Raw genomic sequence first — 23,670 nt, 5'->3', positions numbered from 1 at the left:
CCCCGATCAGGCGTCCTCCAAGAGGTCGGGCGTCACCGCCGACTCGGTGTCCGGGATGCCCTCGACTTTCGCCTTGCGGTCGGCCATCGACAGCAGCCGCCGAATGCGGCCGGCCACAGCGTCTTTCGTCATCGGCGGGTCGGCCAGCCGGCCCAGCTCCTCCAGCGACGCCTGCCGGTGCTCGACGCGCAGCCTGCCCGCCGAGGCCAGATGGTCCGGGACGGTGTCGCCGAGGATCTCGAGCGCGCGCTCCACCCGGGCGGCCGCCGCGACCGCCGCGCGCGCCGAGCGGCGCAGGTTGGCGTCGTCGAAATTGGCCAGCCGGTTGGCCGTCGCGCGGACCTCGCGACGCATCCGGCGCTCCTCCCAGACCAGCCGGGTGTCCTGGGCCCCCATCCGGGTCAGCAGGGCGCCGATCGCCTCGCCGTCGCGCACCACCACCCGGTCGGCACCGCGCACCTCGCGCGCCTTAGCGCTGACCCCCAGCCGGCGCGCCGCACCGACCAGCGCCAGCGCGGCCTCCGGGCCGGGGCAGCTGACCTCCAGCGCCGACGAACGTCCCGGCTCGGTGAGCGAGCCGTGCGCCAAAAAGGCGCCCCGCCAGGCCGCCTCGGCGTCGGCGATGCTGCCGCCGACGACCTGGGCGGGCAGCCCGCGCACCGGACGGCCCCGCATGTCGAGCAGGCCGGTCTGCCGGGCGAGCGCCTCGCCGTCGTTGGCCACCCGCAGCACGTAGCGCGTGCTCTTGCGAATTCCACTGGCCGACAACACATGCACGACGGCGTTGTACCCGTAGAGCTCGAAGATGTCCTTGCGCAGCCGGCGCGCGACGTTGCCCAGATCCACCTCGGCCTCGACGACGACCCGGCCGCCGACGATGTGCAACCCGCCGGCGAACCTCAGCAGCGACGTGACCTCGGCGCGCCGCGCGCTGACCGACTTCACCACCAGGCGGCTCAGCTCGTCCTTGACTTCGGTCGTCATCGCCACGCGTCGTCACCTCTCTCGCCGTCGACGCGGATCTCGTTCGTGGTGGTCGCCGAAGGGGCTCCCGGGCCTTTCGGGCCACCTTGTAAACCAGATGTGTGGCCCGCTCGGACCCCGTCGAGCGCCGCCGCGAGCTTGCCCGGGTCATGTAAAGGTGTACCAGGTCGGGACACGTCGGCGAAGTGGACCTCGGCTTCCAGCAGCGTCGCGGTCCGGCGCAGTTGCTCGCGTTCGCGCTCACCGGTCACCCGTTCGGCGTCAATGATGATGTCGTGCACGGTGAATCCGGGCGCGTGCTGCGCCAGCACATGCAGGTGGCGTTCCACCGAGAAGCCGGCCGTCTCTCCGGGCTCGGCGACCAGGTTGAGCACCAGGGCCCGCCGCGCGGTGGTCGCCCGCAACGCCGAGGCCAGCCCGGGGACCAGCACGTGCGGGATCACGCTGGTGAACCAGGATCCGGGCCCCAGCACCACCAGGTCGGCGGCCATGATGGCGTCGACGGCCTGCCGGGTCGCCGGCGGGTTGGGCGGCAACAGCCGCACCCGCCGCACCTTGCCCGGCGTGGTGGCGATCGCCACCTGGCCGCGGATCAGGCGGAACATCCGCGGGTCGGTCTCCAGGCCGGACACGTCCGCCTCGATCTGCAGCGCGATCGGGCACATCGGCAACACCCTGCCCTTCACGCCGAGGATGCGGCCGAGCTCGTCGAGGGCCGCGACCGGATCGGCGAGCACCTCGTTGAGGCCGGCCAGCAGCAGGTTGCCGATCGGGTGCCCGGCCAGCGCGCCGGTGCCGCCGAATCGGTGCTGCAGGATGGTCGCCCACAGCCGCCCGTGCGGGCTGTCGGATGCCAACGCCGCCAAGGCCATTCGCAGATCGCCGGGCGGGATCACGTCCAGTTCGCTGCGCAGCCGGCCCGACGAGCCACCGTCGTCGGCGACGGTGACCACCGCGGTGACGTGGGGCGTCAGCCGGCGCGCCGCCGACAGCGTCGCATACAGGCCGTGCCCACCCCCCAGCGCGACGATGCCCTTGTTTGTCGCCGAGCTCATTCGCGACCCAGATCCCGGTGCAGCACCCGCACGGCCAGCTGCGGGTTGCCCCGCAGCAGCTGCATCAACGCCTCGGCGATCGCGACGCTGCGATGCTTGCCGCCGGTGCAGCCGATGGCGACCGTCATGTAACGCTTGCCCTCCCGGCGATAGCCGTCGACAACCAGGTTCAGCAAACGATGGTAAGCGTCGAGGAACTCCTCCGCGCCGGGCTGGCCCAACACGTAGTCGCGCACCGCGGGATGCTCGCCGGTGAGCGGGCGCAGGTCGTCGACCCAGTGCGGGTTGGGCAGGAACCGGACGTCCATCACCATGTCGGCGTCCATCGGCAGGCCGTACTTGAAGCCGAAGGACTCGACGGTGACGCTGGTGGACGCGCCGGTCTCGCCGCCGAACGCCCGCTCGATGCTCTCCCGCAGGCCCCGCACCGACAGCGTCGAGGTGTCGATGATCAGGTCGGCGGTGGCGCGGACCGGCGCCAGCATCCGGCGTTCGGCGGCGATGCCCTCGGCCAGCGTCTGCTCGCCCTGCAGCGGATGGCTGCGGCGGTTCTGTTCGTAGCGGCGCACCAGCATGTCGTCGGAGGCCTCCATGAACACCACGCGCGGGGTGATGTTGCGGGTGGCCAGTTCGGTGCGCACCTCGTCGAGATCGCCGGTGAATCCCCGCGACCGCACGTCCATCACCACCGCCAGCTGGGTGATCCGCGAACCCGCGGCCAGCCCGAAATCGACCATCCGGGTGATCAGCTGGGGCGGCAGGTTGTCGGCCACGTACCAGCCGAGGTCCTCGAGCACCTTGGCCGCCGTGCCCCGCCCGGCGCCCGACAACCCCGTCACCAGCACGACGTCGATGCCGGCCCCGTCTTCGGGGTAGGCGTCGCCCGGGCGGTTGTTGGTGAACTCGTCCTGGCTTGTCATTCGGCGACTTCCGGTGGCGCGGGTCGCAGCGCCTCGAGGACGGCCGTGGCGGTGGCCACGCCGATGCCCGGAACGGCGGTGATCTGGTCGACGGTGGCCTCCTTGAGGCGGGCTATCGATCCGAAATGGGTTACCAGCGCCTTGCGGCGATGCTCCCCCAATCCTGGCACCGAATCCAGCGCCGAGGCGGTCATTCGCTTGGATCGCTTGCTGCGATGGTAGGCGATGGCGAACCGGTGCGCCTCGTCACGCACGCGCTGCAGCAGGTAGAGGCCCTCGCTGTTGCGGGGCATGATGATCGGGTCGGGCTCCGACGGCACCCAGATCTCCTCCAGCCGCTTGGCCAGGCCGATGACGGCGACGTCGGTGATGCCGAGTTCGTCGAGCACGGCCGATGCCGCGTTGACTTGCGGCGCACCGCCGTCGACGACGAACAGATTCGGCGGGTAGGCGAAGCGGCGCGATTTCCCTTCCGGGGAAAGCATATTGGGGTCTTTTTGCTCGTTGAGGTGCCGCGCGAACCGGCGGCGGGTGACCTCGGCGATGGAGGCCACGTCGTCGGAGCGTCCCTGCCCGGCGGCCTCCCGGATGCCGAAGTGGCGGTAGTCCGACTTGCGCGGCAGGCCGTCCTCGAACACCACCAGCGAGCCCACCACGTCGGTGCCCTGCACGTGGCTGATGTCGACGCATTCGATGCGCAGCGGCGCATCCGCGAGCCCCAGCGCCTCTTGAATATTCTGCAGCGCAGCCGATCTGGCGTTGAAGTCGCCGGCCCGCTTCAGCTTGTGTTGCTGCAGCGCCTCTTTCGCGTTGCGCTGCACGGTTTCGGCCAGCGCGCGCTTGTCGCCGCGCCGCGGGACCCGCAGCGCGACCCGCGACCCGCGCAGCCCGGACAGCCAGGCGGTCAGCTCGTCGGCGTTGGACGGCAGGCACGGCACCAGCACCTCCCGGGGCACGGGATTGGTGGATTCGTCGGCGGCCCCGTCCAGTTCGGCCTGCTCACCGTAGAACTGCGTCAGGAATTGCTCGACCAACCGCTCCTCGCCGGATTCGCCCGGATCCCCGGACTTTTCGACGATCCAGCCGCGCTGGCCGCGCACCCGGCCGCCGCGGACATGAAATACCTGCACCGCGGCCTCCAGGTCGTCGTCGGCGAAGGCGACCACGTCGGCGTCGGTGCCGTCGCCGAGCACCACCGCCTGCTTTTCCATGGCCCGCTTCAACGCGCCGAGGTCGTCGCGGAGCCGCGCGGCCCGCTCGAAGTCGAGTTCCTCGGCAGCGGCGTTCATCTGCTGCTCCAGGTCGCGCGCGAACCGGTCGGTCTTGCCGGACAGGAAGTCGCAGAAGTCCTCGACGATCTGGCGATGCTGCTCGGCGCTGACCCGGCCGACGCAGGGGGCCGAGCATTTGTCGATGTAGCCGAGCAGGCACGGGCGGTCGATCTGCTTGTGCCGCTTGAAGACTCCGGCCGAGCAGGTACGCGCCGGGAAGACGCGGGTGAGCAGATCCAGCGTCTCGCGGATCGCCCAGGCATGGGAGTACGGGCCGAAATAGCGAACACCCTTGCGGCGCGGGCCGCGATAGACCATCAGCCGGGGAAACTCCTCGTTCAGCGTGACGGCCAGCACCGGGTAGGACTTGTCGTCGCGGTAGCGGACGTTGAAGCGCGGATCGAACTCCTTGATCCAGTTGTATTCCAGCTGCAGCGCCTCGACTTCGGTGTTGACCACCGTCCACTCGACCTTGGCCGCGGTGGTCACCATCTGCCGGGTTCGCGGATGTAGGCCGGCGACGTCGGCGAAGTAGGACGTCAGCCTGCTGCGCAGGCTCTTGGCCTTGCCGACGTAGATGACCCGCCCGTGCGCGTCCCGGAACCGGTAGACGCCGGGCTCGACCGGGATGGACCCGGGCGCGGGGCGATACGTTGCGGGATCTGGCACGTTCCCAGGCTAGTAGCCGTCGCACGGGCACCGGGAAAGCCCGGCGGCAGGCCGTGAAAACTGCGAAATTCGTCGCTGCGGCGGATTACCATCCGCGTATCGCTGGGCGGCCGGTAGCGCTGGGGGTCGAAGAATGTCGTTGCTGATCGAGCCGGCACTCGTCGCGGATGCGGCCGGCGACCTGGCGGGCATCGGATCGTCGGTGGCGGCGGCCCACCGGGCGGCGGCGGCCTCGACCACCGCCGTGGTGGCGGCCGCCGGCGACGAGGTGTCGGCCGCCCTCGCGTCGCTGTTTTCCGGCCACGCCCTGGACTATCAGGCGCTCGGCGCGCAGGCGGAGGCGTTTCACGCCCAGTTCGTCCGGGCGCTGAGCACGGGCGCGGGCGCGTATGCGGCGACCGAGGCCGCCGGCACCAACCCGCTGCAGCTCCTCGGGCAGGACGTTCTGGGGGCGATCAACCTGCCCACCGAGCTGCTGGTGGGGCGCCCGCTGATCGGCAACGGCCTCAACGGGGCGCCGGGGACGGGGCAGGCCGGCGGGCCGGGCGGTATCTTGCTGGGCAGCGGCGGCAGCGGCGGGTCGGGAACGACCGGGCAAGCCGGCGGCCCGGGCGGTCCGGCCGGGCTGATCGGCTTCGGTGGCACCGGCGGCATGGGCGGCTGGGACGCGCCCGGCGGGCCCGGCGGCACCGGCGGCTTGCTTTGGGGCAACGGCGGCGCGGGCGGGATCGGCGGCCCCTTCGGCACAGGGGGCGCCGGGGGCAGCGCGGTGTGGTTCGGCAACGGCGGCCCCGGCGGATTGGGCGGGGAGCTCGGCGGCCTCGGCGGTATCGGCGGCCGCGGCGGCTCGCTCGTCGGCAACGGCGGCGCGGGCGGGACCGGCGGGGTTTCCGGCGGCCCAGGCGGGGTCGCGGGCGGTCCCGGCGGCACCGGCGGCGCCGCCGGGATGTTGGGCCTGCCCGGAGCCGCCGGCGGCACCGGCGGTGCGCCCACCATCCCGGTGCAGGTGGACCAGCAAATCAACCGACCCTACGTCGACGTCTCCATCGCCGGCGGGCCGAACTCGCAGGTGATCTTCGACACCGGATCTCGAGGTCTGGTCGTTCCGCCGCAAGACGTCAATTTCGCGACCCTGGGCACGCCCACCGGGACCGGCACCGTCACCTACGGCGACGGCGGAAACACCCTGACCGAGAAGTACACAACGTATTCGGCATCCGTCAATTTCGGGAACGGCATCGTCAGCCAGCCGACCCAGGTTGCCGTCGTCACCTCCGTGACACAGACGCAGAACGGCATGTCAACGAATTTGCCGGTCACCGACGGGCTTCCCGTTCTGGGCATCGGCGGGAGCAATCTGGTCGGGCCGTTGTCCACCAGCCCCGTGCAAGCCCTGCCGGACACCCTCGGCCAGGGTGTGCTCCTCAACGAGCCCGCGGGTAGCGCGCAGTTCGGCGCCAACCCGCTGACCGCCCTCACCTCGTCGTCGGGCGCGCCCGTGACCACGCTGAAGGTGTCGGTCAACGGCGGCACCGCGGTCACCGTCAACGACGCGTTCGTGGATTCCGGTGGCCTGTGGGGAGACATCCCCGCGTCGCTGGGCACCGGCTCGGTGGGCGGCTACGTTCCGCAGGGAACGACGCTGACCGTCTACACCGCCAACAACGTCGCCATCTACCACGAAACGGTCGGCGCCGCCCCCACGGCCCCGGTTGTGGTCAGCGGGGCGAACGGCCTATTCAATACCGGCAATTCGCCATTCGAGACCATCCCGATCTACCTCTCGTACAGCCCGCTCAATACCGGGACGCTGTTCTACGACGCCTGAGGTCTTCGAAGGCCGCGAACGAGAATCACTCGAAGCATGCTGCTGTGCAGCATATTTCGGGATAGGCTTCGGCCTCGTGGCCATCTCCTGGTTTTCAGAGGAAACCGGAATTCCCTTCCAAGCTTCTGCGTAGTCACGTTCGTTCACGCCGACATGGCCCGCCGGCCGCACCGAGTTTGGTCGGCCACGAACTTCTATGAGTGTCATATGAGATCGCAGACTCCGCCCCACCGACAATCAAACCCCTTCCTAAGCTCCTCATCGATCATTAACGGAAGAGAGCATGGAGCCCAATGACATTTCGCCAGCTCATGGCCAGTATGGGTGCGGTAGCCGCAATCGTGGGCATCGGCGTATCCGTCGCACCTACAGCCCCCGCCGAGCCGCCTTACAAGAGTTGCACCGAGGCCCACAAGGATGGCCGGTACAACATTCCGAGGGGCGACCCCGCTTACCAGCAGAAGCTAGACCGGGACAACGACGGCATCGCCTGCGAAGGCTGAGTCCGGCTTCTACAACCACTCGAAGCAAAACATTCACGCCGCACTGTGTTGCGACACCAACCAATACCCAACACGAAAGTATTGGACACCCACACGGCCGCCACCCCCGCCGACGCCTGAAACGCTAGGCCCGCAGGTCCGGCCGGTAGCGCGCCAGCAGCGACCGCACGGTGTCCATGGCGTCGACGGCGAGTTCCCGGTCGGCGGCCTGGATCGCCATCAGGGGAACGTACTCGTCGTCGGGCAGGTCGACGCGCGCCCACCGCCTCCCCGCGGGAAACGACACGCCCACCACGTCGGCCCAGGGAATCACCCTGTAGCCGAACAGGTTTCGCACCGCCAGGCCGGCCGGACCCACCCGCAGCCGCGGCCGCGCGAACAGCAGCACACCTCCGGCGATCACCAGGCCGAGCACGGCGATGGCCACCTGGTCGGAGGTGTGGAAGATGACGCCGCTGGACTTGATCTTGAGCAGCAGGCCCACCACGATGTGCGCCGCCGCGATCAGAAACGCCGCGGCATAGACGAACACCGGAGTCCGGTGTGGGCGCAGCTCCACATCCCAGCCGTCCGGCGCGCTCACGACCGGGCGCGCAGGTCACGCAGGGTCAGCGCGGCGGTCAGCGCGGCACCGGCGGCCTGGGCCCCCTTGTCCTCGGCCGACGCGGGAAGCCCGGCGCGGGCCAGCGCCTGCTCCTCGGTGTTGGTGGTCAGCACCCCGTTGGCGACGGGCGTCGACGCGTCCAGTGCGACCCTGGTCAGCCCCTGCGTCACCGCATCGCAGACGTACTCGAAATGCGGTGTCTCACCGCGGATTACGACGCCCAGGGCGATGACGGCGTCGTGATTGGTGGCCAGCTGCTGCGCCACCACCGGGATCTCGATCGCACCGAGCACGCGGACCACCGTCGGGTCCTCGACGCCCGACTCGGCGGTCACCTTGCGCGCGCCGGCCAGCAGCGCATCGCAGATCTGGGCGTGCCAGGTACTGGCCACGATGGCGACCCGCAGGCCGGACGCGTTGAGCGCGGGTAGCTCGGGCTCCCCGCCACCGCTCACAGAGCACCGCCGAATTCGCCCGGCAGATGCACCGATTCGTGAAAGTCGTCCAATCCCACCAGGTCGTGCCCCATCCTGTCGCGCTTGGTCATCAGGTAGCGGATGTTCTCCGCGTTGGCGCGCACCGGAAGCGGCACCCGCTCGATGATGTGCAGCCCGTATCCGTCCAGCCCGACCCGCTTGGCCGGGTTGTTGGTCAGCAGCCGCATCGAGCGCACCCCGAGGTCGACGAGTATCTGCGCGCCGATACCGTAATCCCTTGCGTCGGCCGGTAATCCGAGCTTCAGGTTGGCGTCGACGGTGTCGTCGCCGGCGTCCTGCAGCTGGTAGGCCTGCAGTTTGTGCATCAGGCCGATGCCGCGGCCCTCGTGGCCGCGCATATACAGCACCACGCCGCGCCCCTCGCGGGCGACCATGGCCATCGCGGCGTCGAGTTGCGGCCCGCAGTCGCAGCGACGGGAGCCGAACACGTCCCCGGTCAGGCACTCGGAGTGCACGCGGACCAGCACGTCGTCGCCGTCGGCGTTCGGCCCGGCGATCTCGCCGCGCACCAGCGCGACGTGCTCGACGTCCTCGTAGATGCTGGCGTAGCCGATCGCGCGGAACTCGCCGTGCCGGGTCGGGATCCGCGCCTCGGCGATCCGCTCGATGTGCTTCTCGTGTTTGCGCCGCCACTCGATCAGGTCGGCGATGGTGATCAGCGCGAGGTCGTGCTCGTCGGCGAAGACCCGCAACTCGTCGGTCTGGGCCATCGAGCCCTCGTCCTTCTGGCTGACGATCTCGCAGATCGCGCCCGCGGGTTGCAGCCCCGCCATCCGGGCGAGGTCCACGGCGGCCTCGGTGTGGCCCGGCCGGCGCAGCACCCCACCGTCCTTGGCGCGCAACGGAACCACGTGACCGGGCCGGGTGAAATCCTCGGCGATGCTGGCCGGATCGGCGAGCAGGCGCATCGTCGTGGCCCGGTCGGAGGCCGAAATCCCCGTTCCCACACCGTTTTTCGCATCGACCGTGACAGTGTAGGCGGTTCCGTGCTTGTCCTGGTTCACCGCGTACATCGGCAGCAGCCCCAGCCGGTCGCAGATCGCGCCGTCCAGGGGCACGCACAGGTACCCCGAGGTGTAGCGGACCATGAACGCCACCAGCTCCGGCGTCGCCTTCTCGGCGGCGAAGATCAGGTCGCCCTCGTTCTCGCGGTCCTCGTCGTCGATGACGATGACGGCCTTGCCGGCCGCGATGTCGGCAACCGCCCTCTCGACGGAGTCCAACCTCGTCACGTTGCTGCCTGCTCTCGTAGGGGCCCACCGGGAAGCCCAAGTGTTGCATTCAGTATGAACCACCGCGGCGGCGCGGTTATTGCCACGGTTTTCCCTGGCGAAGGGTGGTCGCGATCGGTGGGTGAGCGGCGCGCGACGTAAGCCGCACGTGTGCCGCGGCTGGGTAGAACGTGTGAGATGCGGGGCTCGGCGGTGCGAGGCGTTTTCGGCTTCTTCTATAGGGAAGTCTGAGAGGCATGAATACCGAAACGCAGACACCACTGTGGCGTCGCCTGTGCGTGGGCACGGCGGCCGCCGGTGCAATATCCGCATCCATGCTGGGGCTGGCCTCGGGCGTCGCCCAGGCGGCTCCTCCCCCGGCACCGATGTATCACCACCACTGGTGCCCGGGCGACCAGTGGGACCCCGGGTGGGGCCCCTACCAGAACTGGAACAACTGCCGTGACTGGGACGACAACTACGGCGGTCCGGCCGGTTACGGTGCGCCCCCGCCGTGGGCGCGGCCGATGCCGCCGCCTCCGCCGTGGGCACCCTGGGCCCAGGTCGTGTGGAACCCCGGTGCGAACGACTGGGGTTACTGGGACGGCCCCGTCTGGCGCTCGTTGTAAACCACTGAGTTGGAAGCAGGCCGCTGCCAAGGCGAAACCCGCCGCTGTCAGCGGCCTCCTTCAACTTCGCGCAGCGCCGCCCAACAAGTGCATTCGCCTAGCTGAGCTGGGAATTGGAACATGCATTCCAAAGGTGTGGCATCGGCTCAAGCAAAGCGGGGGAACCCGCGGAAGGGTTGGGCGAAGGTGCTGAAATCAGCGCCGGCCGCCGCATAAAAGCTGCGGAAGTACGGCCCAACTGCCCGTTAGGGTCGCTGAGAAGAGATTGCTGCTCAGCTGCCGGTGTAGGAAAAACCTGCCGAGAACTTTGCGATTTCGCCGTGCCGCCACGGGCCATATGGCCCTAGGCGCGTAAGCCGTAAGCCCCTAGGCGCTCATCGGCGCTGAGCGAACGCTTGAGCGTTATGCGTGAATGGGGCTTCGGCCGCAGCTTGAGCCTGGCGCTGCCCGGCGACGCCCATGCATGCGATGTCGCGCAGGCTGTGGAGCTGGTCCGCGCGTTGCGCGAGCAATTGCACGCGATGAGCCACCGGCTGGCGTGGCTTGAAGATCAAGAAGTCGGCACGGACGGACGGGCGTCCGCCATCCGGAGCGAAGCTGGCGCGCTGCGGCAAGACATTTCCGAAGCACAGATTCTTATCGCACGGCTGCAGCGCCGTTACCTGAACGGTCACGGAAATGGCCACCGAGCCCGGTGACGTATGGCCTGGCCACAGACCCGGATTGCCGAGGCCGTCAACTGCAGCGCAGGGCCAGCTCAGGGCCAATAGCGTGACGTCCAACGAGCAGCAGCGTGTCCTTGAGCCGACGGTCGTCGAGTGGGACAGGCTTACCGCCTCGCTGCACGACACCTTGGCGGTTTATGCTCGTGACCAGCGTTTATCTGCCATCAACCGCTCGACGTACTTGGCGATGACGTCGACCTCGAGGTTCACCTGCGTGCCGACCGGGGCCCGGCCGAGGGTGGTCAGTTCCCTCGTCGTCGGGATCAGCGACACCTCGAACCACTCCTGCGGCTCGGATCCCAGGGCGGACACCGTCAGGGAGATCCCGTCCACCGTGATCGACCCCTTTTCGACGACGTAGCGGGCCACCGACGCGGGAACCTCGATCCGCACCACCTCCCAGTGCTCGGACGGTGTGCGGTCCACCACCCGGCCGGTGCCGTCGACGTGGCCTTGCACGATGTGCCCGCCCAGCCGGCTGTTGATGGCCGCGGCGCGCTCCAGGTTCACCCGGCTGCCGACCTCCAGCTGGCCGAGGTTGGACCGGTTGAGGGTCTCGCCCATCACGTCGGCGGTGAACTGGCCGTCCGGCTTCAGCTCGGCGACCGTCAGGCACACGCCGTTGACGGCGATCGAATCGCCGTGGCCGGCGTCGGCGGTCACCACGGGCCCGCGAATGGTCAGCCGCGCGGCGTCCGCCAGGACGTCCCGGCCGGTGATCTCCCCGAGCTCCTCGACAATTCCGGTGAACATTGCACCAGGTTAACGGGCCGATGCGCGCCGAAGCGGGCCCCGCGTTCCGAAAGCCGGTCACCAGCACCCTCTACGATGCAGGGTATGCAAACCCCCCACCGTCTGTCGGCCGTCCTTGCCTTCTTAGGCCTCGCCGCCGCCCTGGTTGCGGGCTGCTCCTTCAGCTCGTCGAAAAGCGGCGGCCCGTTGCCCGACGGTGCCACGCTGGTCAAGCAGTCCACCGACGCCACCAAGAACCTGAAGAGCGCGCACCTGGTGCTGACGGTGAACGGGAAGATCCCGGGGTTGGCCGTGCGGAGTCTGTCCGGTGACCTCACCACGTCGCCGAGCACCGCGGCGCAGGGCAACGCCCAGATCACTCTCGGCGGCCAGGACATCAGTGCGGACTTCGTCGTCGTGGGCGGTGACCTGTACACCAACGCCCTCAACCCGGGCGACAAGACGATGACCGACGTGGGTCCGGCCTCCCAGGTCTACGATCCCTCGGCGATCCTCAGCCCGGACACCGGCCTGCCCAACGTGCTCGCGAACTTCACCGACGCCAAGGCCGAGGGGCGCGACCAGATCAGCGGCCAGACCACCGTCCGCATCAGCGGAAACGTCTCGGCGGACGCCGTGAACAAGATCGCGTCCCCCTTCAAGGCGACCAAACCGGTGCCGGCCACGGTGTGGATCGTGGAAAACGGTGATCACCAGCTGGCCCAGGTGCAGCTCCAACAAAGCCCGGGCAACAGTGTCCAGATGGCGTTGTCGAACTGGAACCAGCCGGTGCAGATCAACAAGCCCGCGGCCTCATGAGCAGGCTGGCGGGACGTCGGGTCGCGATCGGAGCCGGCAGCCTGGCGGTGCTGCTGGGTGCCCTCGACGCCTACGTCGTGGTCACGATCATGCGCGACATCATGCACGACGTCGGCATTCCGATTAACCAGCTGCAGCGGATCACCCCGATCGTCACGATGTACCTGCTGGGCTACATCGCGGCCATGCCGCTGCTGGGCAAGGCGTCCGACCGGTTCGGCCGCAAGCGGCTGCTTCAGGTCAGCCTGGCGACGTTCATGGTCGGCTCGGTGGTCACCGCGCTGTCGGTGGCGATCGGCAATTTCGACGTGGCCGGCATGAATGTGGAGATCTTCGGCCACCCGCTCCGGGACCTGGTGATTCTCGGCTACCCGATACAGAACTTCCACGTGCAGACGCTGCACGTGCTGGTCGCCGGCCGCACCATCCAGGGCATCGCCAGCGGCGCGCTGCTGCCGGTGACCCTGGCCCTGGGCGCCGATCTGTGGGCGCAGCGCAACCGCGCCGCCGTGCTCGGCGGCATCGGCGCCGCGCAGGAACTCGGCAGCGTGCTGGGCCCGCTGTACGGCATCTTCATCGTCTGGCTGTTCCGCGACTGGCGCGACGTGTTCTGGATCAACGTCCCGCTGACCCTGGTCGCGATGGCGCTGATCCAGATCAGCCTGCCGCCGCACGACCGCAGCGAGGCGCCGGAGAAGATCGACGTGGTCGGCGGCCTGCTGCTGGCCATCACCCTCGGTCTCGCGGTGATCGGCCTGTACAACCCGAACCCGAACGGTCAGGAGGCGCTGCCCAGTTACGGGTTGCCCCTGGTGATCGCCGCGGCCGTCTTCGCGGTCATCTTCCTGCTCTGGGAACGCTTCGCCCGGACCCGGCTGATCAACCCGGCGGGAGTGCAGTTCCGGCCGTTTTTGGCCGCGATGGGCGCGTCGTTCGCCGCCGGCGCCGCGCTGATGGTGACGCTGGTCGACGTCGAACTGTTCGGTCAGGGCGTGCTGGGCCTGGACCAGACCAAGGCGGCCGCGATGCTGACGTCGTTCCTGATCGCGCTGCCGGTGGGCGCGCTGCTCGGGGGCTTCATCGCCACCCGGGTCGGCGACCGCGCTGTTGCCCTGGTCGGGCTGCTGATCGCCGCCGGCGGCTACCTGCTGATCGCGCACTGGCCGGTGGACCTGATGCACTACCAGCACAGTTTCTTCGGCTTGTTCTCGGTGCCCGCTGTGGACAACGGCCTGAAGCTCGGCGGCGTCGCGGTCAACAATGATCTGTTGATCGCCGGTTTGGGGCTCGGGTTGGTGATCGGGCCGCTGACGTCGGCCGCGCTGCGCGTCGTGCCCGCGGCCGAGCATGGCATCGCCTCGGCGGCGGTGGTGGTGTCCCGGATGACCGGCATGCTGATCGGTGTGGCCGCGCTCAGCGCCTGGGGGCTCTACCGCTTCTACCAGATCCTCAACGAGAAGAACACAGCCCTGCCCAGCGGCATGAGCAAGCCGGACCGGGCCATCGCCCAGGCGCAGAACGTCCTCCCCTCGTTCGCGGCCATGTACGGCGAGATCTTCACCATCACCGCGGGGGTCTGCGTGGTGGGAGCGCTGCTGGGCCTGCTCATCAGCGGCCGGACCGAGCACGCCGAGGAACCGGAAGTGCCCGAGCAAGAACCCGCGGTCGTCCCCGCGCCCTGAGCTTCGCGGCGATCGCGAGTCGCCGGCGCTAACCGCCGTGCGGAACCAGGCTGAGCACCACGTCCGGGCCGGCCCGGTCGATCCCGTCGAACTGCCAGCGCAGGGCGCGCGTCATGGTGGGCACCCCGACGTCGCCGACGGCCGTGATGGGGCCGCCCAGCAGTATCGGCGCGACGTAGGCCAGGATGCGGTTGACCGCACCGGCCCGCAGGAAGGCGCCGGCCAGGGTGGGGCCGCCCTCCAGCAGCACGTCGGTGCGGTCCGACAGCGCCCGGATCACCTCCATCGGATCGTGGGTGCGGATCACCATGGTGCGTGAGTCGTCGTTGAGAACCTTTGCCTCCGAAGGTATTTCGCGCATCCCCACCACCACCCGCAGCGGCTGGCGGTCCGCCAGCGAGCCGTCGGCGCGCCGGGCGGTCAACGCCGGATCGTCGGCCAGCACGGTGCCGGTGCCGACCACGATCGCGTCGGCGAGGGCGCGGCGGCGATGCAGGTCCAACCGGGAGGCCTCGCTGGAGATCCACTGGCTGCTGCCGTCGGCGGCGGCGCTGCGGCCGTCGATGCTGCTGGCGTACTTCCACGTCACATGCGGCAGGCCCGTCCGCACCTTGTGCAGCCACTCCCGCAGCGGCCCGGCGGCCACCTGGTCGGCCAGCACCCCGGACCGCACCTGGATGCCGGCCGCCTGCAGCCGGCCCGCGCCCCCGCCCGCGATCGCGTTCGGGTCGGGGACCGCGTAGATGACCGTGCCCACCCTGGCTTCGATCAGGGCGTTGACGCACGGCGGCGTCTTGCCGAAGTGATTGCACGGCTCGAGGGTGACGAACGCGATGCCGCCGGCCGCGAGGCCGCCGGCCCGCCGCAGGGCCAACACCTCGGCGTGATCGCCCCCGGCCGGCTCGGTGGCACCGACGCCGACGACGCGACCCTGCGGGTCCACGATGACGGCCCCGACCGGGGGGTTCGGGTACGTGGTGCCCTTGACCTGGTAGGAGTGTTCGATCGCCAGGCGCATCGCCGCCTCGAGGCTGTCGACCGACTGGGGCTGGTTCGTGGGCTGGTTCATGCGCGCAGGTGCGCGGACGCGGCGGCGGCCTGCCGCCGCAACGCCTCGACCGCGGCCTCCGGGTTCTCCGCCCCGTACACCGCCGACCCGGCGACGAAGCAGTCGACGCCGGCTTCGGCGGACTGCTCGATGGTGTCCGCGTTGATGCCGCCGTCGATTTCCACCAGGATCGTCAGCTCCCCGGCGTCGATCATCTTGCGGGCGGTGCGGACCTTCCCGAGCACGTCGGGGATGAAGCTCTGGCCGCCGAAGCCGGGCTCGACCGACATGATGAGCAGGGTGTCGAAGTGCGGGAGGATTTCCAGGTAGGGCTCCAGCGGGGTCCCCGGTTTCACGCTGATCCCGGCCTTGGCGCCGGCGGCGCGGATGTCGCGGGCCACCCCGACGGGATTGCCGGTCGCCTCGGCGTGGAAGGTGACGTTGTAGGCGCCCGCTTCGGCGTACGGCGGCGCCCACCGATCCGGATCCTCGATCATCAGATGGCAGTCCATCGGGATGGCGGTGCTGGCCAGCAGCGCCTCCACCACCGGCAACCCGATGGTCAGGTTCGGGACGAAGTGGTTGTCCATCACATCGACGTGCAACCAGTCGGCGCCGTTCACGGCGGCCGCTTCGTCGGCGAGTCGGGCGAAATCGGCGGAGAGGATCGACGGCGCGATCAGCGGTCTACCGGTGTGGCCGGGCATGTGCGCCACACTACTGAGCCCGGCGGCCGGACTCACCTCAGGCGCGGCGCAGCGCGGCCGCGGCCGGGTCGTCTGAGTCGCGGTCGCGCTACGCCGTCACGCGGCGCAGCGCGGCCGCGAACATCGCATCGGTGCCGTGCCGGTGCGGCCACAGCTGCGAGTAGGGCCCCGGCCCCAATCCCTCGGTGACGGGCTCGAAAAGCGGCCGGGTGTCCAGCGCCTCCACCGGCTGCCGGCGCAGCGCGTCGCCCACCACCCCGACGGTTTCCGCAAGGTGGGGCGAACAGGTCGCATAGAGCACCACGCCGCCGGGACGGGTCAGCGCGATCGCGGCCGCCAGCAGCTCGCGTTGCAACTTGGCCAGCGGCGGCACGTCGGCCGGCTGGCGCCGCCAGCGGGCCTCCGGCCGGCGCCGTAATGCCCCCAGCCCGGTGCAGGGCGCGTCGACGAGCACCCGGTCGAAGCCGGGCTCCAGGCCGGTCTCCCGACCGTCGACGCGCAGCACCTCGACGGGCAGGCCGCGGGTGTTCTCCGCGACCAGGTCGGCGCGGCGCGGGGCGGGCTCCACCGCCGTGACGCGGGCCCCGGAGTCCAGACCCAGCGCCGCCAGCAACGCGGTCTTGCCGCCGGGGCCGGCGCACAGGTCCAACCACCGGCCGGTGTCGCCGTCGACCGGGGCCAGCGTCAGCGCCCGGGCCACCAGCTGGCTGCCCTCGTCCTGGACCAGCGCCGAGCCGTCGCGCACGGGCGCCAGCCGCCCGGGATCCCCGCCCGGCAGGTACACCGCGTACGGCGAATAACGGCCGACGGTGCCACCGACCGCGTCGGCCAGTTCGGCGGCGGTCAGCACACCTGGGCGCGCCGCCAGGTGCACCTGGGGCCGTTCGTCGTCGCCGGCCAGAACCGCATCGAGTTCCCCCGCGGCCGCGCCGAGCGCGTCGGCGAAGGCCTGAGCGATCCAGCGCGGGTGCGCGTGCACGAACGCGGCGTGCCCGATGGGATCCCGCGCGGCGTCGGGCGCCAGCTCGTCGACCCAGGACTTCTCGTCTCGGCCCGCGATCGTCCGCAGCACACCGTTGACGAAACCGGCTCGGGCCGAGTCGAATTCGATTCCGGCCTGTTCCACCGTGGTGGACACCGCGGCGTGGGTGCCCACCCGGGTGCGCAGCAACTGGTAGGCACCGAGGCGGAGCAGGTCGAGCAGCACCGAGTCGATGGCCGCCGGCGGGCGCCCGGCGGCCGCGCCGATGATCGCGTCGAGCAGCCCGCGGGTGCGGCAGGTGCCGTAGGTCAGCTCGGTGGCGAAAGCGGCGTCGCGGCCGCCGATTCCGCGCTGACGCAGCAGCGCGGGCAGGGCCAGGTTCGCGTACGCGTCGCGCTCGCTGACGGCGCGCAACACCTCGAACGCGGCCGCGCGCGCCGGGTCCAGCGGCTTGCGCCGCCGCTGAGGTTTGCCGCTCATGAGGCCCGCGCGGCGGCGTCGAGCCGCGCGCCGCGGGCCCAGTCGGCGGCGTTCATGAGCTTCTTGCCGGGCGGCTGGATCTGACCCAGCCGCACCGGTTCCGAGCCGGTGCCGACCCACACGCCGTTGCGGTCGACGTGAATCACGCCGGGCCCCAGAGGTTCTGGCGACCCTGGCTCGATCCGCACGGGCCCGAGCTTGACGCGCAGGTCACCGATCAGCGTCCAGGCGCCCGGGTTGGGGGTGACGGCCCGGATGCGGCGCTCCACCACGGGCGCCGGCAGGTCCCAGCGCACTCTGGCCTCCTCCACGGAGATCTTGGGCGCGATGCTGATCCCGTCGGCCGGCTGCGGCCGTGGCGTCAGGGTGCCGTCGGCGATGCCGTCCAGCGTGGCGGACAGCAGCTCGCCCCCCGAAATCGCCAGCCGCTCAAGCAGATCCCCCGCGGTATCGGTGGGCCGGATCGCCTCGGTGACCACCCCGTACACCGGTCCGGAGTCCAGGCTCGGCTCGATCCGGAAGGTGGTCGCGCCGGTGATCGCGTCGCCCGCGGCGATCGCGGCCTGCACCGGCGCGGCGCCGCGCCAGGCCGGCAGCAGCGAGAAGTGCAGGTTTATCCAGCCGTGCGGGGGGACGGCGAGCAGCTCGTCGCGCAGCAGCGCGCCATAGGCCACCACCGGGCAGCAGTCCGGCGCGAAGTCCGCCAGCTCGGCCACGAATTCCGGCGAGTTGGGCCGCGCCGGCCGCAGCACCGGGATGCCGCGATCGAGCGCCTCACGCGCCACCGGGGACGGCTCCGGCCTGCCGCGCCGGCCCGAGGCGGCGTCGGGCCTGGTGAGCACCGCGACCACATCGTGCCGCGGCGAATCGATGAGGCGACGCAGCGCGGGCAACGCGGGTTCGGGAGTGCCGGCGAAGACGAGACGCACCGGCACAGTCTAGGGAGCGGGCCGCTCGTGATCGGGCCGACGCACGGACCTGGGCGAGCAAGCACCGGATCTCCGCAGGACACGCCCAGCTTTCATACAGTTGCGCCAGCTTACTATTGCCAATAGCTATTGTTTCTGACGGAAATGGTCGCGGGTCCCTCAACCCGTGACGCCCACGACGACGAGGTCGGGCAGCCAGTCCGTTCCTATCGCAGGAGGTCTCATGACTCTCGACGCCCTCGACAGCACCGTTCCCGACGACGTCGCGGCGACGCATCGCGCGATGTGGGCGCTGGGCGACTACGCCCTGATGGCCGAGGAGGTGATGGCCCCGCTGGGGCCGGTACTGGTGGCCGCAACCGGCATCGGCCCTGGCGTGCGGGTGCTCGATGTCGCCGCAGGGTCCGGCAACATCTCACTGCCCGCGGCCAGGACCGGCGCCGACGTCGTCTCCACCGACCTCACCCCCGAGTTGCTGCAGCGGTCGCAGGCGCGGGCCGCGGCGCAGGGGTTGGTGCTGGACTATCGGGAAGCCAACGCGCACGCGCTGCCGTTCGGCGACGGTGAGTTCGACGCCGTCGTCTCGGCGATCGGCGTGCAGTTCGCGCCCGACCACCGGCGTGCGGCCGACGAGCTGATCCGGGTTTGCCGGCCGGGCGGAACGATCGGCGTGATCAGTTGGACCCCGGAGGGATTCTTCGGCCGGATGCTGGCCACCCTGCGGCCGTACCGCCCGAGCCTGTCACCGGCGGTGGCCCCGGCGGCGATGTGGGGGCGCGAGGGTTACGTCGCCGGGCTGCTGGGCGACCGGGTCGGCCGCGTCACGACGGTGCGGGGCAACCTGCCGGTGAACCGGTTCGACAGCGCCGAGGCCGTGCACCGGTACTTCAAGGATCACTACGGCCCGACCATCGAGGCGTACGCGAACATCGGCCACAACCGCATCCTGTCCACCGAGCTCGACGCGCAACTCGTCGAGCTGGCACACCAGTACCTGGCCGACGGCGCCATGCAGTGGGAGTACCTGCTGGTCACCGCTGAAAAGGGGTGAGTCGGGCGGCTACACGTCGAGGTCCGCGTCCACGTGGACGTCGGGCTCGCCGCCGGCGGCGGTGAACGCGGTCAGGGCCCGCACCAGCCCATGACGTTCCGGCGCCGGCATCTTCTCCACGATCGCGGCGATCTCGGCGCGCCGGTACGCCGTGACCCGCCGGACGATCTCGCGTCCGCGCTTGGTCGGCGCGGCCAGCAGTTCGCGGCGGGAGGTCGGGTGCGGGAGGCGGTCGATCAGTCCGGCGGCGACTAGCCGGTCGACCATCCGGCCGGTGGCCGAGGGTTGCACGCCGAGCAGGCCGGCCAGCGTGGCCAGGTTGACGGGGCCGCGGTTGGACAGGATCACCAGGGTCCGGAACTGCGGAATGGTGATGGATTCGTCGACCTGCCCGATCGAGCGGGCCGAGATCGCCACCAGCAAACGCGAGGCCGTCAGCAACGCATCGGTGATCACGTCCAGTGACTCGTCAGCCGTGGTCGCGTTGTCCGCCGCCATCGCGCCTTCCCTTCGGGCCATCAGAGCTGGAGAGTAGAAAGTGTAACAGCCTTCTAGTATCGAGATCCGGGATAGTTTCCTAGACATACTATCGCCGCAGGGAACGGTTTGCCCGGCCGGCCGCTAACCGATGTGCAGCGGGTCGATCTGCACCCGCACCGGCTCGTGGTTCTGCCGGGCGCTGAGCACCCCGACGCCGCGGCGCAGCGACGCGGCCAGCGCCAGGCCGTGCTCGCGGGGCACGCGCACCAGCATCCTGATCGCCGGCACGTCCGCGGGCGTCCCCGGGGGCCGGCGCACGCCCGGCGGCAGGTCGACGGGACCCAGCACATCGGCCCCGTCGGGCAACCGCGCCTCCTCCAGGAGCGCCGCCACCGCTTCGGCCCCGCCGTCGATGGCCGCCATGTGCACGCTGGGTGGCAGGCCGACCTCGGCGCGCGCCGTCAGATCGGCATCCGCATGCCCCACCGGGTCCCAACGGATCAGCGATTGCACTGTGGGAATTGTTGATTCGGCGACCACCAGCACGACGCCGCCGTCGCCGCGCGCACGCACCAGCGCCGCGGCGCTCATCCAGCGCCAGAGCGCGTCCTCGGCGGCGCGCAGGTCTTGGCGGCCCAGCAGCGCCCAGGTGTCCAGCAGCAGCGCCGCGCCGTACCCGGCCTCCGCGCGGGGTTCGGCGCCCGGCGTCGCGACCACCAGCGCCGGGCGGGCGGCCACCTCCGAGACGACGGCGTCGCCCGCCGAGGTGACGACCGGCGTCCCGGCGAAGGCGCGGCCGAGCTCCTCGGCGGTGCGCCTGGCCCCCACAACGACCGCGCGCACCGCTTCGGATCCGCAACGCGCGCAACGTAACTGGGGTTCGGCTCGTCCGCACCAGCGGCACACCGCACCCGGTCCACGCTCCTGCAGCGCCAGCGGGCCCGTGCAGTACCGGCACCGCGCGATGGTGCGGCAGCGCCCGCACGCCAGCGACGGGACGTACCCGCGCCGGGGCACCTGCACCAGCACCGGCGCACCCGCCTCCAGCGACGAGCGGGCGGCGCGCAGCGCGATGGACGGAATCCGCGCGGTGCGCGCGGCCGGGTCGCGCTCCTCGGCGTAGCCGCTGTCGTCGAGGGCGACGACCCGCGGGGTGCGGGCGCGCACCACCGGCCGCACCGCGACGATGTCATGCGCCCATCCGCTGCGCACCAGCGCCTGGGCCTCGGCCGTCCGAGCGAACCCGCCGATCAGCGCCGCGCAACGCGCCTGGTGCGCGCGCAGCATCCCGACCTCGCGGGCGTGCGGGTACGGCGCCCTCGGTTCGGCGAGGCTGTCATCGGCGTCGGCCCACACCATGACGAGGCCCAGGTCGGACAGCGGCGCGAAAACCGCGCTGCGGGTGCCGATCACCAGCCGCGCGGTGCCGCGCAGCGCCACGAGCCAACGCCGATAGCGCGCGGCCGGGCCCAGTCCCGCCGACAGCGCCACCACGCACTCCGGGTCGATGTGGGCGGTCGCGGCGCACCACAGCGTGTCCAGGTCCCGTTGGTCGGGCACGATCGCCAGCGCCGCCCGCCCCGCCCGGACGGTTTGCGCGGCCGCCTCGGCGAAGCGGTCCGCCCACGGCTCGCCCGGCAGCGCCTGCCAGACGGCCCGGGCGGCGCGCGACTCGGCCAGCGCGGCAAGGAACTGCCCGCCGCGGCCGTAGGCCTCCCAGCGCGACGGGTCGACGGGCGCGACCACCGGCAGCGCGAGGACGCCCGCCGGTTCCCGCTCCACCCTGGCGTGCCGGGGCGGCACCGCCAGCCGCAACACGTCGGGCCTGGTCCCGGCGTAGCGCGCCGCCACCGCGTCGACCAGTCGGCGAATCTCCGGCGTGAGGACCGGTTCGGCCGACACGACGCGGTCCAGCCAGCCCAGCTTGCCGCTGTGATCGGTGTCGTTGCGGCGTTCCAGCACGAACGCGTCGACCAGCCGGCCGTGGAACCGCACCCGCACCCGCACCCCGGGCTGCGCGTCGTCGGACTGCTCGGCGGGCACCAGGTAGTCGAACTCGCGGTCCAGGTGCGGCACCGAGAGCATGGGCAGCACCCGCGCGATCGGTTCGACCTCGGGAGTTACCTTGCTGGCCAAGGGAACCGACAACTAGCCTTCGTCAGGCCCGGGCTCGTAATCGTCGTAGTCGCCCTCGTACTCGTAGTCGGGCTCCTCGCGGCCGAAGAAGAATCCCGCCGTGATCAGGACCTGGGCGGCGGCGTAGAGCCACCAGATCGGCACCGCAAGCGCGTCGTTGTACAGGACGAACCGGCCGATCGCGATCATGGCGTCCGACGCCGCGAAACACACCGCACCCACCGCGGTCCAGATCGTCGGCAAATCGGCCAGCAGGGCCGCGCACACCATCGCGGTCAGCACGATCATGTAGAGCGCCACCGGAACGGTCAGCTTGTCGCGGATCAGGTGGGGCCACAACCACAGCAACAACGACACCGAGACGAGGCACATCAGGACGACCGCGGCCAGGCGCGGCCGCGACGCGCGGGCCAGGGGAATCAGTGCGCCCAGGAAACACAAGTGCGCCAACAGGAATGCCGCCAGCCCCAAGCCGAATGACATCGTCCACCACGGGATGGCCAACAGCCAGTCGCCGACGGCCGACAACAGCAGCGCCGGCATCAGCCAGCGCCGCTCGCGGACGATGGGGTGCGCCACCGCGGCGACGGTCAGCAGCACCGCCATCGACGCCTTGAACGCCGGCTGCAGGACCCAGTGCCCCGTCAAACTCGTTCCCGGCGGCGAGCGCAACGCGAGCACGGTCAGGTAGACGCCGTACGCGAGGCCCGCCCACCCGGCCACCACCCAGCCGCCGGACACCAGGCGAGGTGCGTACGGTACTTCCATGCCCAGCTTGGACACGGCGGAGGAAAACCCTGGTATCGACCCCATCTTGCAGAAGGTACTGGATGCGGTTCCCTTCCGGCTATCAACGGACGATGGTGTCGACGCGGCGCGGCAACGGTTCCGGAACCTGCCCCGCCGCCCACTGCACCCCGAGCTGCGGGTCGAGGACCGGACCATCCCGGGGCCGGGCGGCCCCCTCGGCACCCGGATCTATTGGCCCTCAGCCGATCCGGGGCCGGCCGCGCCCGTGGTGCTGTTCTTCCACGGCGGCGGCTTCGTCGTGGGCGACCTCGACACCCACGACGGCACGGCCCGCCAGCACGCGGTCGCCGCAGAGGCGATCGTGGTGTCCGTCGACTACCGGCTGGCACCCGAGCACCCCTACCCCGCCGCCGTCGAAGACGCTTGGGCCGCAACGCTGTGGGTCACCGAGCACGGATCCGAGCTCGGTGCCGACACCACGCGGATCGCGGTCGCCGGCGATTCGGCCGGCGGGACGATCGCCGCGTCGACCGCCCAGCGGGCCCGCGATGGCGGCGGGCCGCCGATCGCGTTCCAGCTGTTGTGGTATCCCTCCACGCTCTGGGACCCGTCGCTGCCGTCGTTCACCGAGAACGCGACCGCGCCGATCCTGGACACCAGGGCCGTCGCCGCGTTCTCGCGTTGGTACGCAGGCGAAGTCGACCCGTCGGATCCGCCGCCGGGCATGGCGCCGGGGCGGGCGAAGGACCTGACCGGCCTGCCGTCGGCCTACATCGGCGTCGCCGGTCATGACCCGCTGCGCGACGACGGCATCCGGTACGGCGAGTTGCTGGCCGACGCGGGCGTCCCGGTCGAGGTGCACAACGCCGAGACCATGGTGCACGGCTACCTCGGCTACGCCGGCGTCGTGCCGGCGGCCACATCCGCCATGGAGCGCGGGCTCGCGGCGTTGCGGAATGCGCTGCACAGATGAACGCC

At 70.8% G+C, this 23,670-nt stretch carries 23 protein-coding genes; 8 read left to right on the top strand and 15 right to left on the bottom strand.

Annotated elements, in window-relative coordinates; translation table 11 throughout:
* Nucleotides 1-6 precede the first annotated feature (6 nt).
* From whiA to uvrC, 4 genes are read right to left on the bottom strand one after another with little or no spacing between them, the layout of a single operon-like run.
* Nucleotides 7-984, bottom strand: a complete 978-nt coding sequence (gene whiA, locus A5705_RS04445) for a DNA-binding protein WhiA (protein ID WP_108637241.1) — start codon at nucleotides 982-984, stop codon at nucleotides 7-9.
* On the bottom strand, nucleotides 981-2,039 hold the full coding sequence (locus A5705_RS04440; protein WP_068275679.1) for a YvcK family protein: 1,059 nt from the start codon (nucleotides 2,037-2,039) through the stop codon (nucleotides 981-983). The genes whiA and A5705_RS04440 overlap by 4 nt, the downstream gene beginning before the upstream one ends.
* Nucleotides 2,036-2,959 carry an RNase adapter RapZ gene (gene rapZ / locus A5705_RS04435; RefSeq protein WP_068275676.1) on the bottom strand — a complete coding sequence of 308 codons (924 nt, stop codon included), beginning with the start codon at nucleotides 2,957-2,959 and terminating at the stop codon, nucleotides 2,036-2,038. The genes A5705_RS04440 and rapZ overlap by 4 nt, the downstream gene beginning before the upstream one ends.
* A complete protein-coding gene (uvrC, locus tag A5705_RS04430; RefSeq protein WP_068275673.1) occupies nucleotides 2,956-4,899 on the bottom strand; it encodes an excinuclease ABC subunit UvrC in 1,944 nt (647 codons plus the stop codon). The genes rapZ and uvrC overlap by 4 nt, the downstream gene beginning before the upstream one ends.
* Nucleotides 4,900-5,032: 133 nt before the next feature.
* Here uvrC and A5705_RS04425 point away from each other — a divergent pair, with 133 nt between their 5' ends.
* Nucleotides 5,033-6,727, top strand: coding sequence for a PecA family PE domain-processing aspartic protease (locus A5705_RS04425; RefSeq protein WP_068275669.1), 1,695 nt, complete (start codon nucleotides 5,033-5,035; stop codon nucleotides 6,725-6,727).
* 320 nt (nucleotides 6,728-7,047) lie between these two features.
* A complete protein-coding gene (locus A5705_RS04420; RefSeq protein ID WP_068275819.1) occupies nucleotides 7,048-7,230 on the top strand; it encodes an excalibur calcium-binding domain-containing protein in 183 nt (60 codons plus the stop codon).
* 124 nt (nucleotides 7,231-7,354) lie between these two features.
* Here A5705_RS04420 and A5705_RS04415 read toward each other — a convergent pair whose 3' ends face one another.
* From A5705_RS04415 to A5705_RS04405, 3 genes are read right to left on the bottom strand one after another with little or no spacing between them, the layout of a single operon-like run.
* Nucleotides 7,355-7,813: a PH domain-containing protein gene (locus A5705_RS04415; RefSeq protein WP_067880792.1), complete on the bottom strand. Its 459-nt coding sequence runs from the start codon at nucleotides 7,811-7,813 to the stop codon at nucleotides 7,355-7,357.
* Nucleotides 7,810-8,289, bottom strand: a complete 480-nt coding sequence (gene ribH / locus A5705_RS04410) for a 6,7-dimethyl-8-ribityllumazine synthase (RefSeq protein WP_067880789.1) — start codon at nucleotides 8,287-8,289, stop codon at nucleotides 7,810-7,812. Before ribH ends, A5705_RS04415 begins: the two co-directional genes overlap by 4 nt.
* On the bottom strand, nucleotides 8,286-9,563 hold the full coding sequence (locus A5705_RS04405; RefSeq protein WP_067880786.1) for a bifunctional 3,4-dihydroxy-2-butanone-4-phosphate synthase/GTP cyclohydrolase II: 1,278 nt from the start codon (nucleotides 9,561-9,563) through the stop codon (nucleotides 8,286-8,288). Before A5705_RS04405 ends, ribH begins: the two co-directional genes overlap by 4 nt.
* A 236-nt stretch (nucleotides 9,564-9,799) precedes the next feature.
* Here A5705_RS04405 and A5705_RS04400 point away from each other — a divergent pair, with 236 nt between their 5' ends.
* Both A5705_RS04400 and A5705_RS04395 read left to right on the top strand, forming a co-directional pair.
* Nucleotides 9,800-10,171 (top strand): hypothetical protein, encoded by a 372-nt coding sequence (locus A5705_RS04400; RefSeq protein WP_068275667.1) that lies wholly within the window; start codon nucleotides 9,800-9,802, stop codon nucleotides 10,169-10,171.
* 404 nt (nucleotides 10,172-10,575) lie between these two features.
* Nucleotides 10,576-10,869, top strand: coding sequence for a hypothetical protein (locus A5705_RS04395; RefSeq protein ID WP_068275665.1), 294 nt, complete (start codon nucleotides 10,576-10,578; stop codon nucleotides 10,867-10,869).
* 162 nt (nucleotides 10,870-11,031) lie between these two features.
* Here A5705_RS04395 and A5705_RS04390 read toward each other — a convergent pair whose 3' ends face one another.
* Nucleotides 11,032-11,649, bottom strand: coding sequence for a riboflavin synthase (locus tag A5705_RS04390; RefSeq protein ID WP_068275663.1), 618 nt, complete (start codon nucleotides 11,647-11,649; stop codon nucleotides 11,032-11,034).
* 84 nt (nucleotides 11,650-11,733) lie between these two features.
* Here A5705_RS04390 and A5705_RS04385 point away from each other — a divergent pair, with 84 nt between their 5' ends.
* Together A5705_RS04385 and A5705_RS04380 are read left to right on the top strand one after the other, a co-directional pair.
* The gene (locus tag A5705_RS04385; protein ID WP_067880777.1) at nucleotides 11,734-12,447 is read left to right on the top strand and encodes an LppX_LprAFG lipoprotein; all 714 of its coding nucleotides are present in this window, start codon (nucleotides 11,734-11,736) and stop codon (nucleotides 12,445-12,447) included.
* Nucleotides 12,444-14,129, top strand: coding sequence for an MFS transporter (locus A5705_RS04380; RefSeq protein ID WP_067880773.1), 1,686 nt, complete (start codon nucleotides 12,444-12,446; stop codon nucleotides 14,127-14,129). The genes A5705_RS04385 and A5705_RS04380 overlap by 4 nt, the downstream gene beginning before the upstream one ends.
* 28 nt (nucleotides 14,130-14,157) lie before the next feature.
* Here the strand turns inward: A5705_RS04380 and ribD are convergent, their stop codons facing one another.
* The 4 genes from ribD to fmt form a co-directional block, all read right to left on the bottom strand.
* The gene (gene ribD / locus A5705_RS04375; protein WP_067880770.1) at nucleotides 14,158-15,198 is read right to left on the bottom strand and encodes a bifunctional diaminohydroxyphosphoribosylaminopyrimidine deaminase/5-amino-6-(5-phosphoribosylamino)uracil reductase RibD; all 1,041 of its coding nucleotides are present in this window, start codon (nucleotides 15,196-15,198) and stop codon (nucleotides 14,158-14,160) included.
* Entirely contained in the window at nucleotides 15,195-15,884 is a 690-nt protein-coding gene (gene rpe, locus A5705_RS04370) for a ribulose-phosphate 3-epimerase (protein ID WP_067880768.1), read from the bottom strand. The genes ribD and rpe overlap by 4 nt, the downstream gene beginning before the upstream one ends.
* Before the next feature lie 88 nt (nucleotides 15,885-15,972).
* Nucleotides 15,973-17,346, bottom strand: coding sequence for an RsmB/NOP family class I SAM-dependent RNA methyltransferase (locus A5705_RS04365; protein ID WP_068275660.1), 1,374 nt, complete (start codon nucleotides 17,344-17,346; stop codon nucleotides 15,973-15,975).
* The gene (gene fmt, locus A5705_RS04360) at nucleotides 17,343-18,275 is read right to left on the bottom strand and encodes a methionyl-tRNA formyltransferase (protein WP_067881056.1); all 933 of its coding nucleotides are present in this window, start codon (nucleotides 18,273-18,275) and stop codon (nucleotides 17,343-17,345) included. The genes A5705_RS04365 and fmt overlap by 4 nt, the downstream gene beginning before the upstream one ends.
* Nucleotides 18,276-18,498: 223 nt before the next feature.
* Between fmt and A5705_RS04355 the strand changes: the two genes are divergently transcribed.
* A complete protein-coding gene (locus A5705_RS04355) occupies nucleotides 18,499-19,326 on the top strand; it encodes a class I SAM-dependent methyltransferase (RefSeq protein WP_068275657.1) in 828 nt (275 codons plus the stop codon).
* Nucleotides 19,327-19,335: 9 nt separating this feature from the next.
* Here A5705_RS04355 and A5705_RS04350 read toward each other — a convergent pair whose 3' ends face one another.
* The 3 genes from A5705_RS04350 to A5705_RS04340 form a co-directional block, all read right to left on the bottom strand.
* Complete coding sequence (locus tag A5705_RS04350) at nucleotides 19,336-19,824, bottom strand: MarR family transcriptional regulator (RefSeq protein ID WP_067880759.1); 489 nt, start codon at nucleotides 19,822-19,824, stop codon at nucleotides 19,336-19,338.
* Between the two features lie 123 nt (nucleotides 19,825-19,947).
* The gene (locus A5705_RS04345; RefSeq protein ID WP_068275816.1) at nucleotides 19,948-21,891 is read right to left on the bottom strand and encodes a primosomal protein N'; all 1,944 of its coding nucleotides are present in this window, start codon (nucleotides 21,889-21,891) and stop codon (nucleotides 19,948-19,950) included.
* 63 nt (nucleotides 21,892-21,954) lie between these two features.
* Nucleotides 21,955-22,710 (bottom strand): lysoplasmalogenase, encoded by a 756-nt coding sequence (locus A5705_RS04340; protein ID WP_067880756.1) that lies wholly within the window; start codon nucleotides 22,708-22,710, stop codon nucleotides 21,955-21,957.
* Here A5705_RS04340 and A5705_RS04335 point away from each other — a divergent pair.
* Nucleotides 22,709-23,665: an alpha/beta hydrolase gene (locus A5705_RS04335; protein WP_067880753.1), complete on the top strand. Its 957-nt coding sequence runs from the start codon at nucleotides 22,709-22,711 to the stop codon at nucleotides 23,663-23,665. The two genes, A5705_RS04340 and A5705_RS04335, sit on opposite strands and share 2 nt — an antisense overlap.
* Nucleotides 23,666-23,670: the final 5 nt, after the last annotated feature.

This window comes from Mycobacterium sp. E787 (assembly GCF_001668725.1).
In the GTDB taxonomy this organism is placed as follows: Bacteria; Actinomycetota; Actinomycetes; order Mycobacteriales; family Mycobacteriaceae; genus Mycobacterium.
This window is presented reverse-complemented; position numbering and strand designations above follow the sequence as displayed.

What these genes read in the sequence shown, in the direction of transcription:
- whiA (WP_108637241.1), bottom strand. Translation starts at nt 984, where the DNA reads ATGACGACCGAAGTCAAGGACGAGCTGAGCCGCCTGGTGGTGAAGTCG.
- A5705_RS04440 (WP_068275679.1), bottom strand. Translation starts at nt 2,039, where the DNA reads ATGAGCTCGGCGACAAACAAGGGCATCGTCGCGCTGGGGGGTGGGCAC.
- rapZ (WP_068275676.1), bottom strand. Translation starts at nt 2,959, where the DNA reads ATGACAAGCCAGGACGAGTTCACCAACAACCGCCCGGGCGACGCCTAC.
- A5705_RS04425 (WP_068275669.1), top strand. Translation starts at nt 5,033, where the DNA reads ATGTCGTTGCTGATCGAGCCGGCACTCGTCGCGGATGCGGCCGGCGAC.
- A5705_RS04420 (WP_068275819.1), top strand. Translation starts at nt 7,048, where the DNA reads ATGGGTGCGGTAGCCGCAATCGTGGGCATCGGCGTATCCGTCGCACCT.
- A5705_RS04400 (WP_068275667.1), top strand. Translation starts at nt 9,800, where the DNA reads ATGAATACCGAAACGCAGACACCACTGTGGCGTCGCCTGTGCGTGGGC.
- A5705_RS04395 (WP_068275665.1), top strand. Translation starts at nt 10,576, where the DNA reads ATGCGTGAATGGGGCTTCGGCCGCAGCTTGAGCCTGGCGCTGCCCGGC.
- A5705_RS04390 (WP_068275663.1), bottom strand. Translation starts at nt 11,649, where the DNA reads ATGTTCACCGGAATTGTCGAGGAGCTCGGGGAGATCACCGGCCGGGAC.
- A5705_RS04385 (WP_067880777.1), top strand. Translation starts at nt 11,734, where the DNA reads ATGCAAACCCCCCACCGTCTGTCGGCCGTCCTTGCCTTCTTAGGCCTC.
- A5705_RS04380 (WP_067880773.1), top strand. Translation starts at nt 12,444, where the DNA reads ATGAGCAGGCTGGCGGGACGTCGGGTCGCGATCGGAGCCGGCAGCCTG.
- ribD (WP_067880770.1), bottom strand. Translation starts at nt 15,198, where the DNA reads ATGAACCAGCCCACGAACCAGCCCCAGTCGGTCGACAGCCTCGAGGCG.
- rpe (WP_067880768.1), bottom strand. Translation starts at nt 15,884, where the DNA reads ATGCCCGGCCACACCGGTAGACCGCTGATCGCGCCGTCGATCCTCTCC.
- A5705_RS04365 (WP_068275660.1), bottom strand. Translation starts at nt 17,346, where the DNA reads ATGAGCGGCAAACCTCAGCGGCGGCGCAAGCCGCTGGACCCGGCGCGC.
- A5705_RS04355 (WP_068275657.1), top strand. Translation starts at nt 18,499, where the DNA reads ATGACTCTCGACGCCCTCGACAGCACCGTTCCCGACGACGTCGCGGCG.
- A5705_RS04350 (WP_067880759.1), bottom strand. Translation starts at nt 19,824, where the DNA reads ATGGCGGCGGACAACGCGACCACGGCTGACGAGTCACTGGACGTGATC.
- A5705_RS04345 (WP_068275816.1), bottom strand. Translation starts at nt 21,891, where the DNA reads ATGCTCTCGGTGCCGCACCTGGACCGCGAGTTCGACTACCTGGTGCCC.
- A5705_RS04335 (WP_067880753.1), top strand. Translation starts at nt 22,709, where the DNA reads ATGCCCAGCTTGGACACGGCGGAGGAAAACCCTGGTATCGACCCCATC.
- A5705_RS04340 (WP_067880756.1), bottom strand. Translation starts at nt 22,710, where the DNA reads ATGGAAGTACCGTACGCACCTCGCCTGGTGTCCGGCGGCTGGGTGGTG.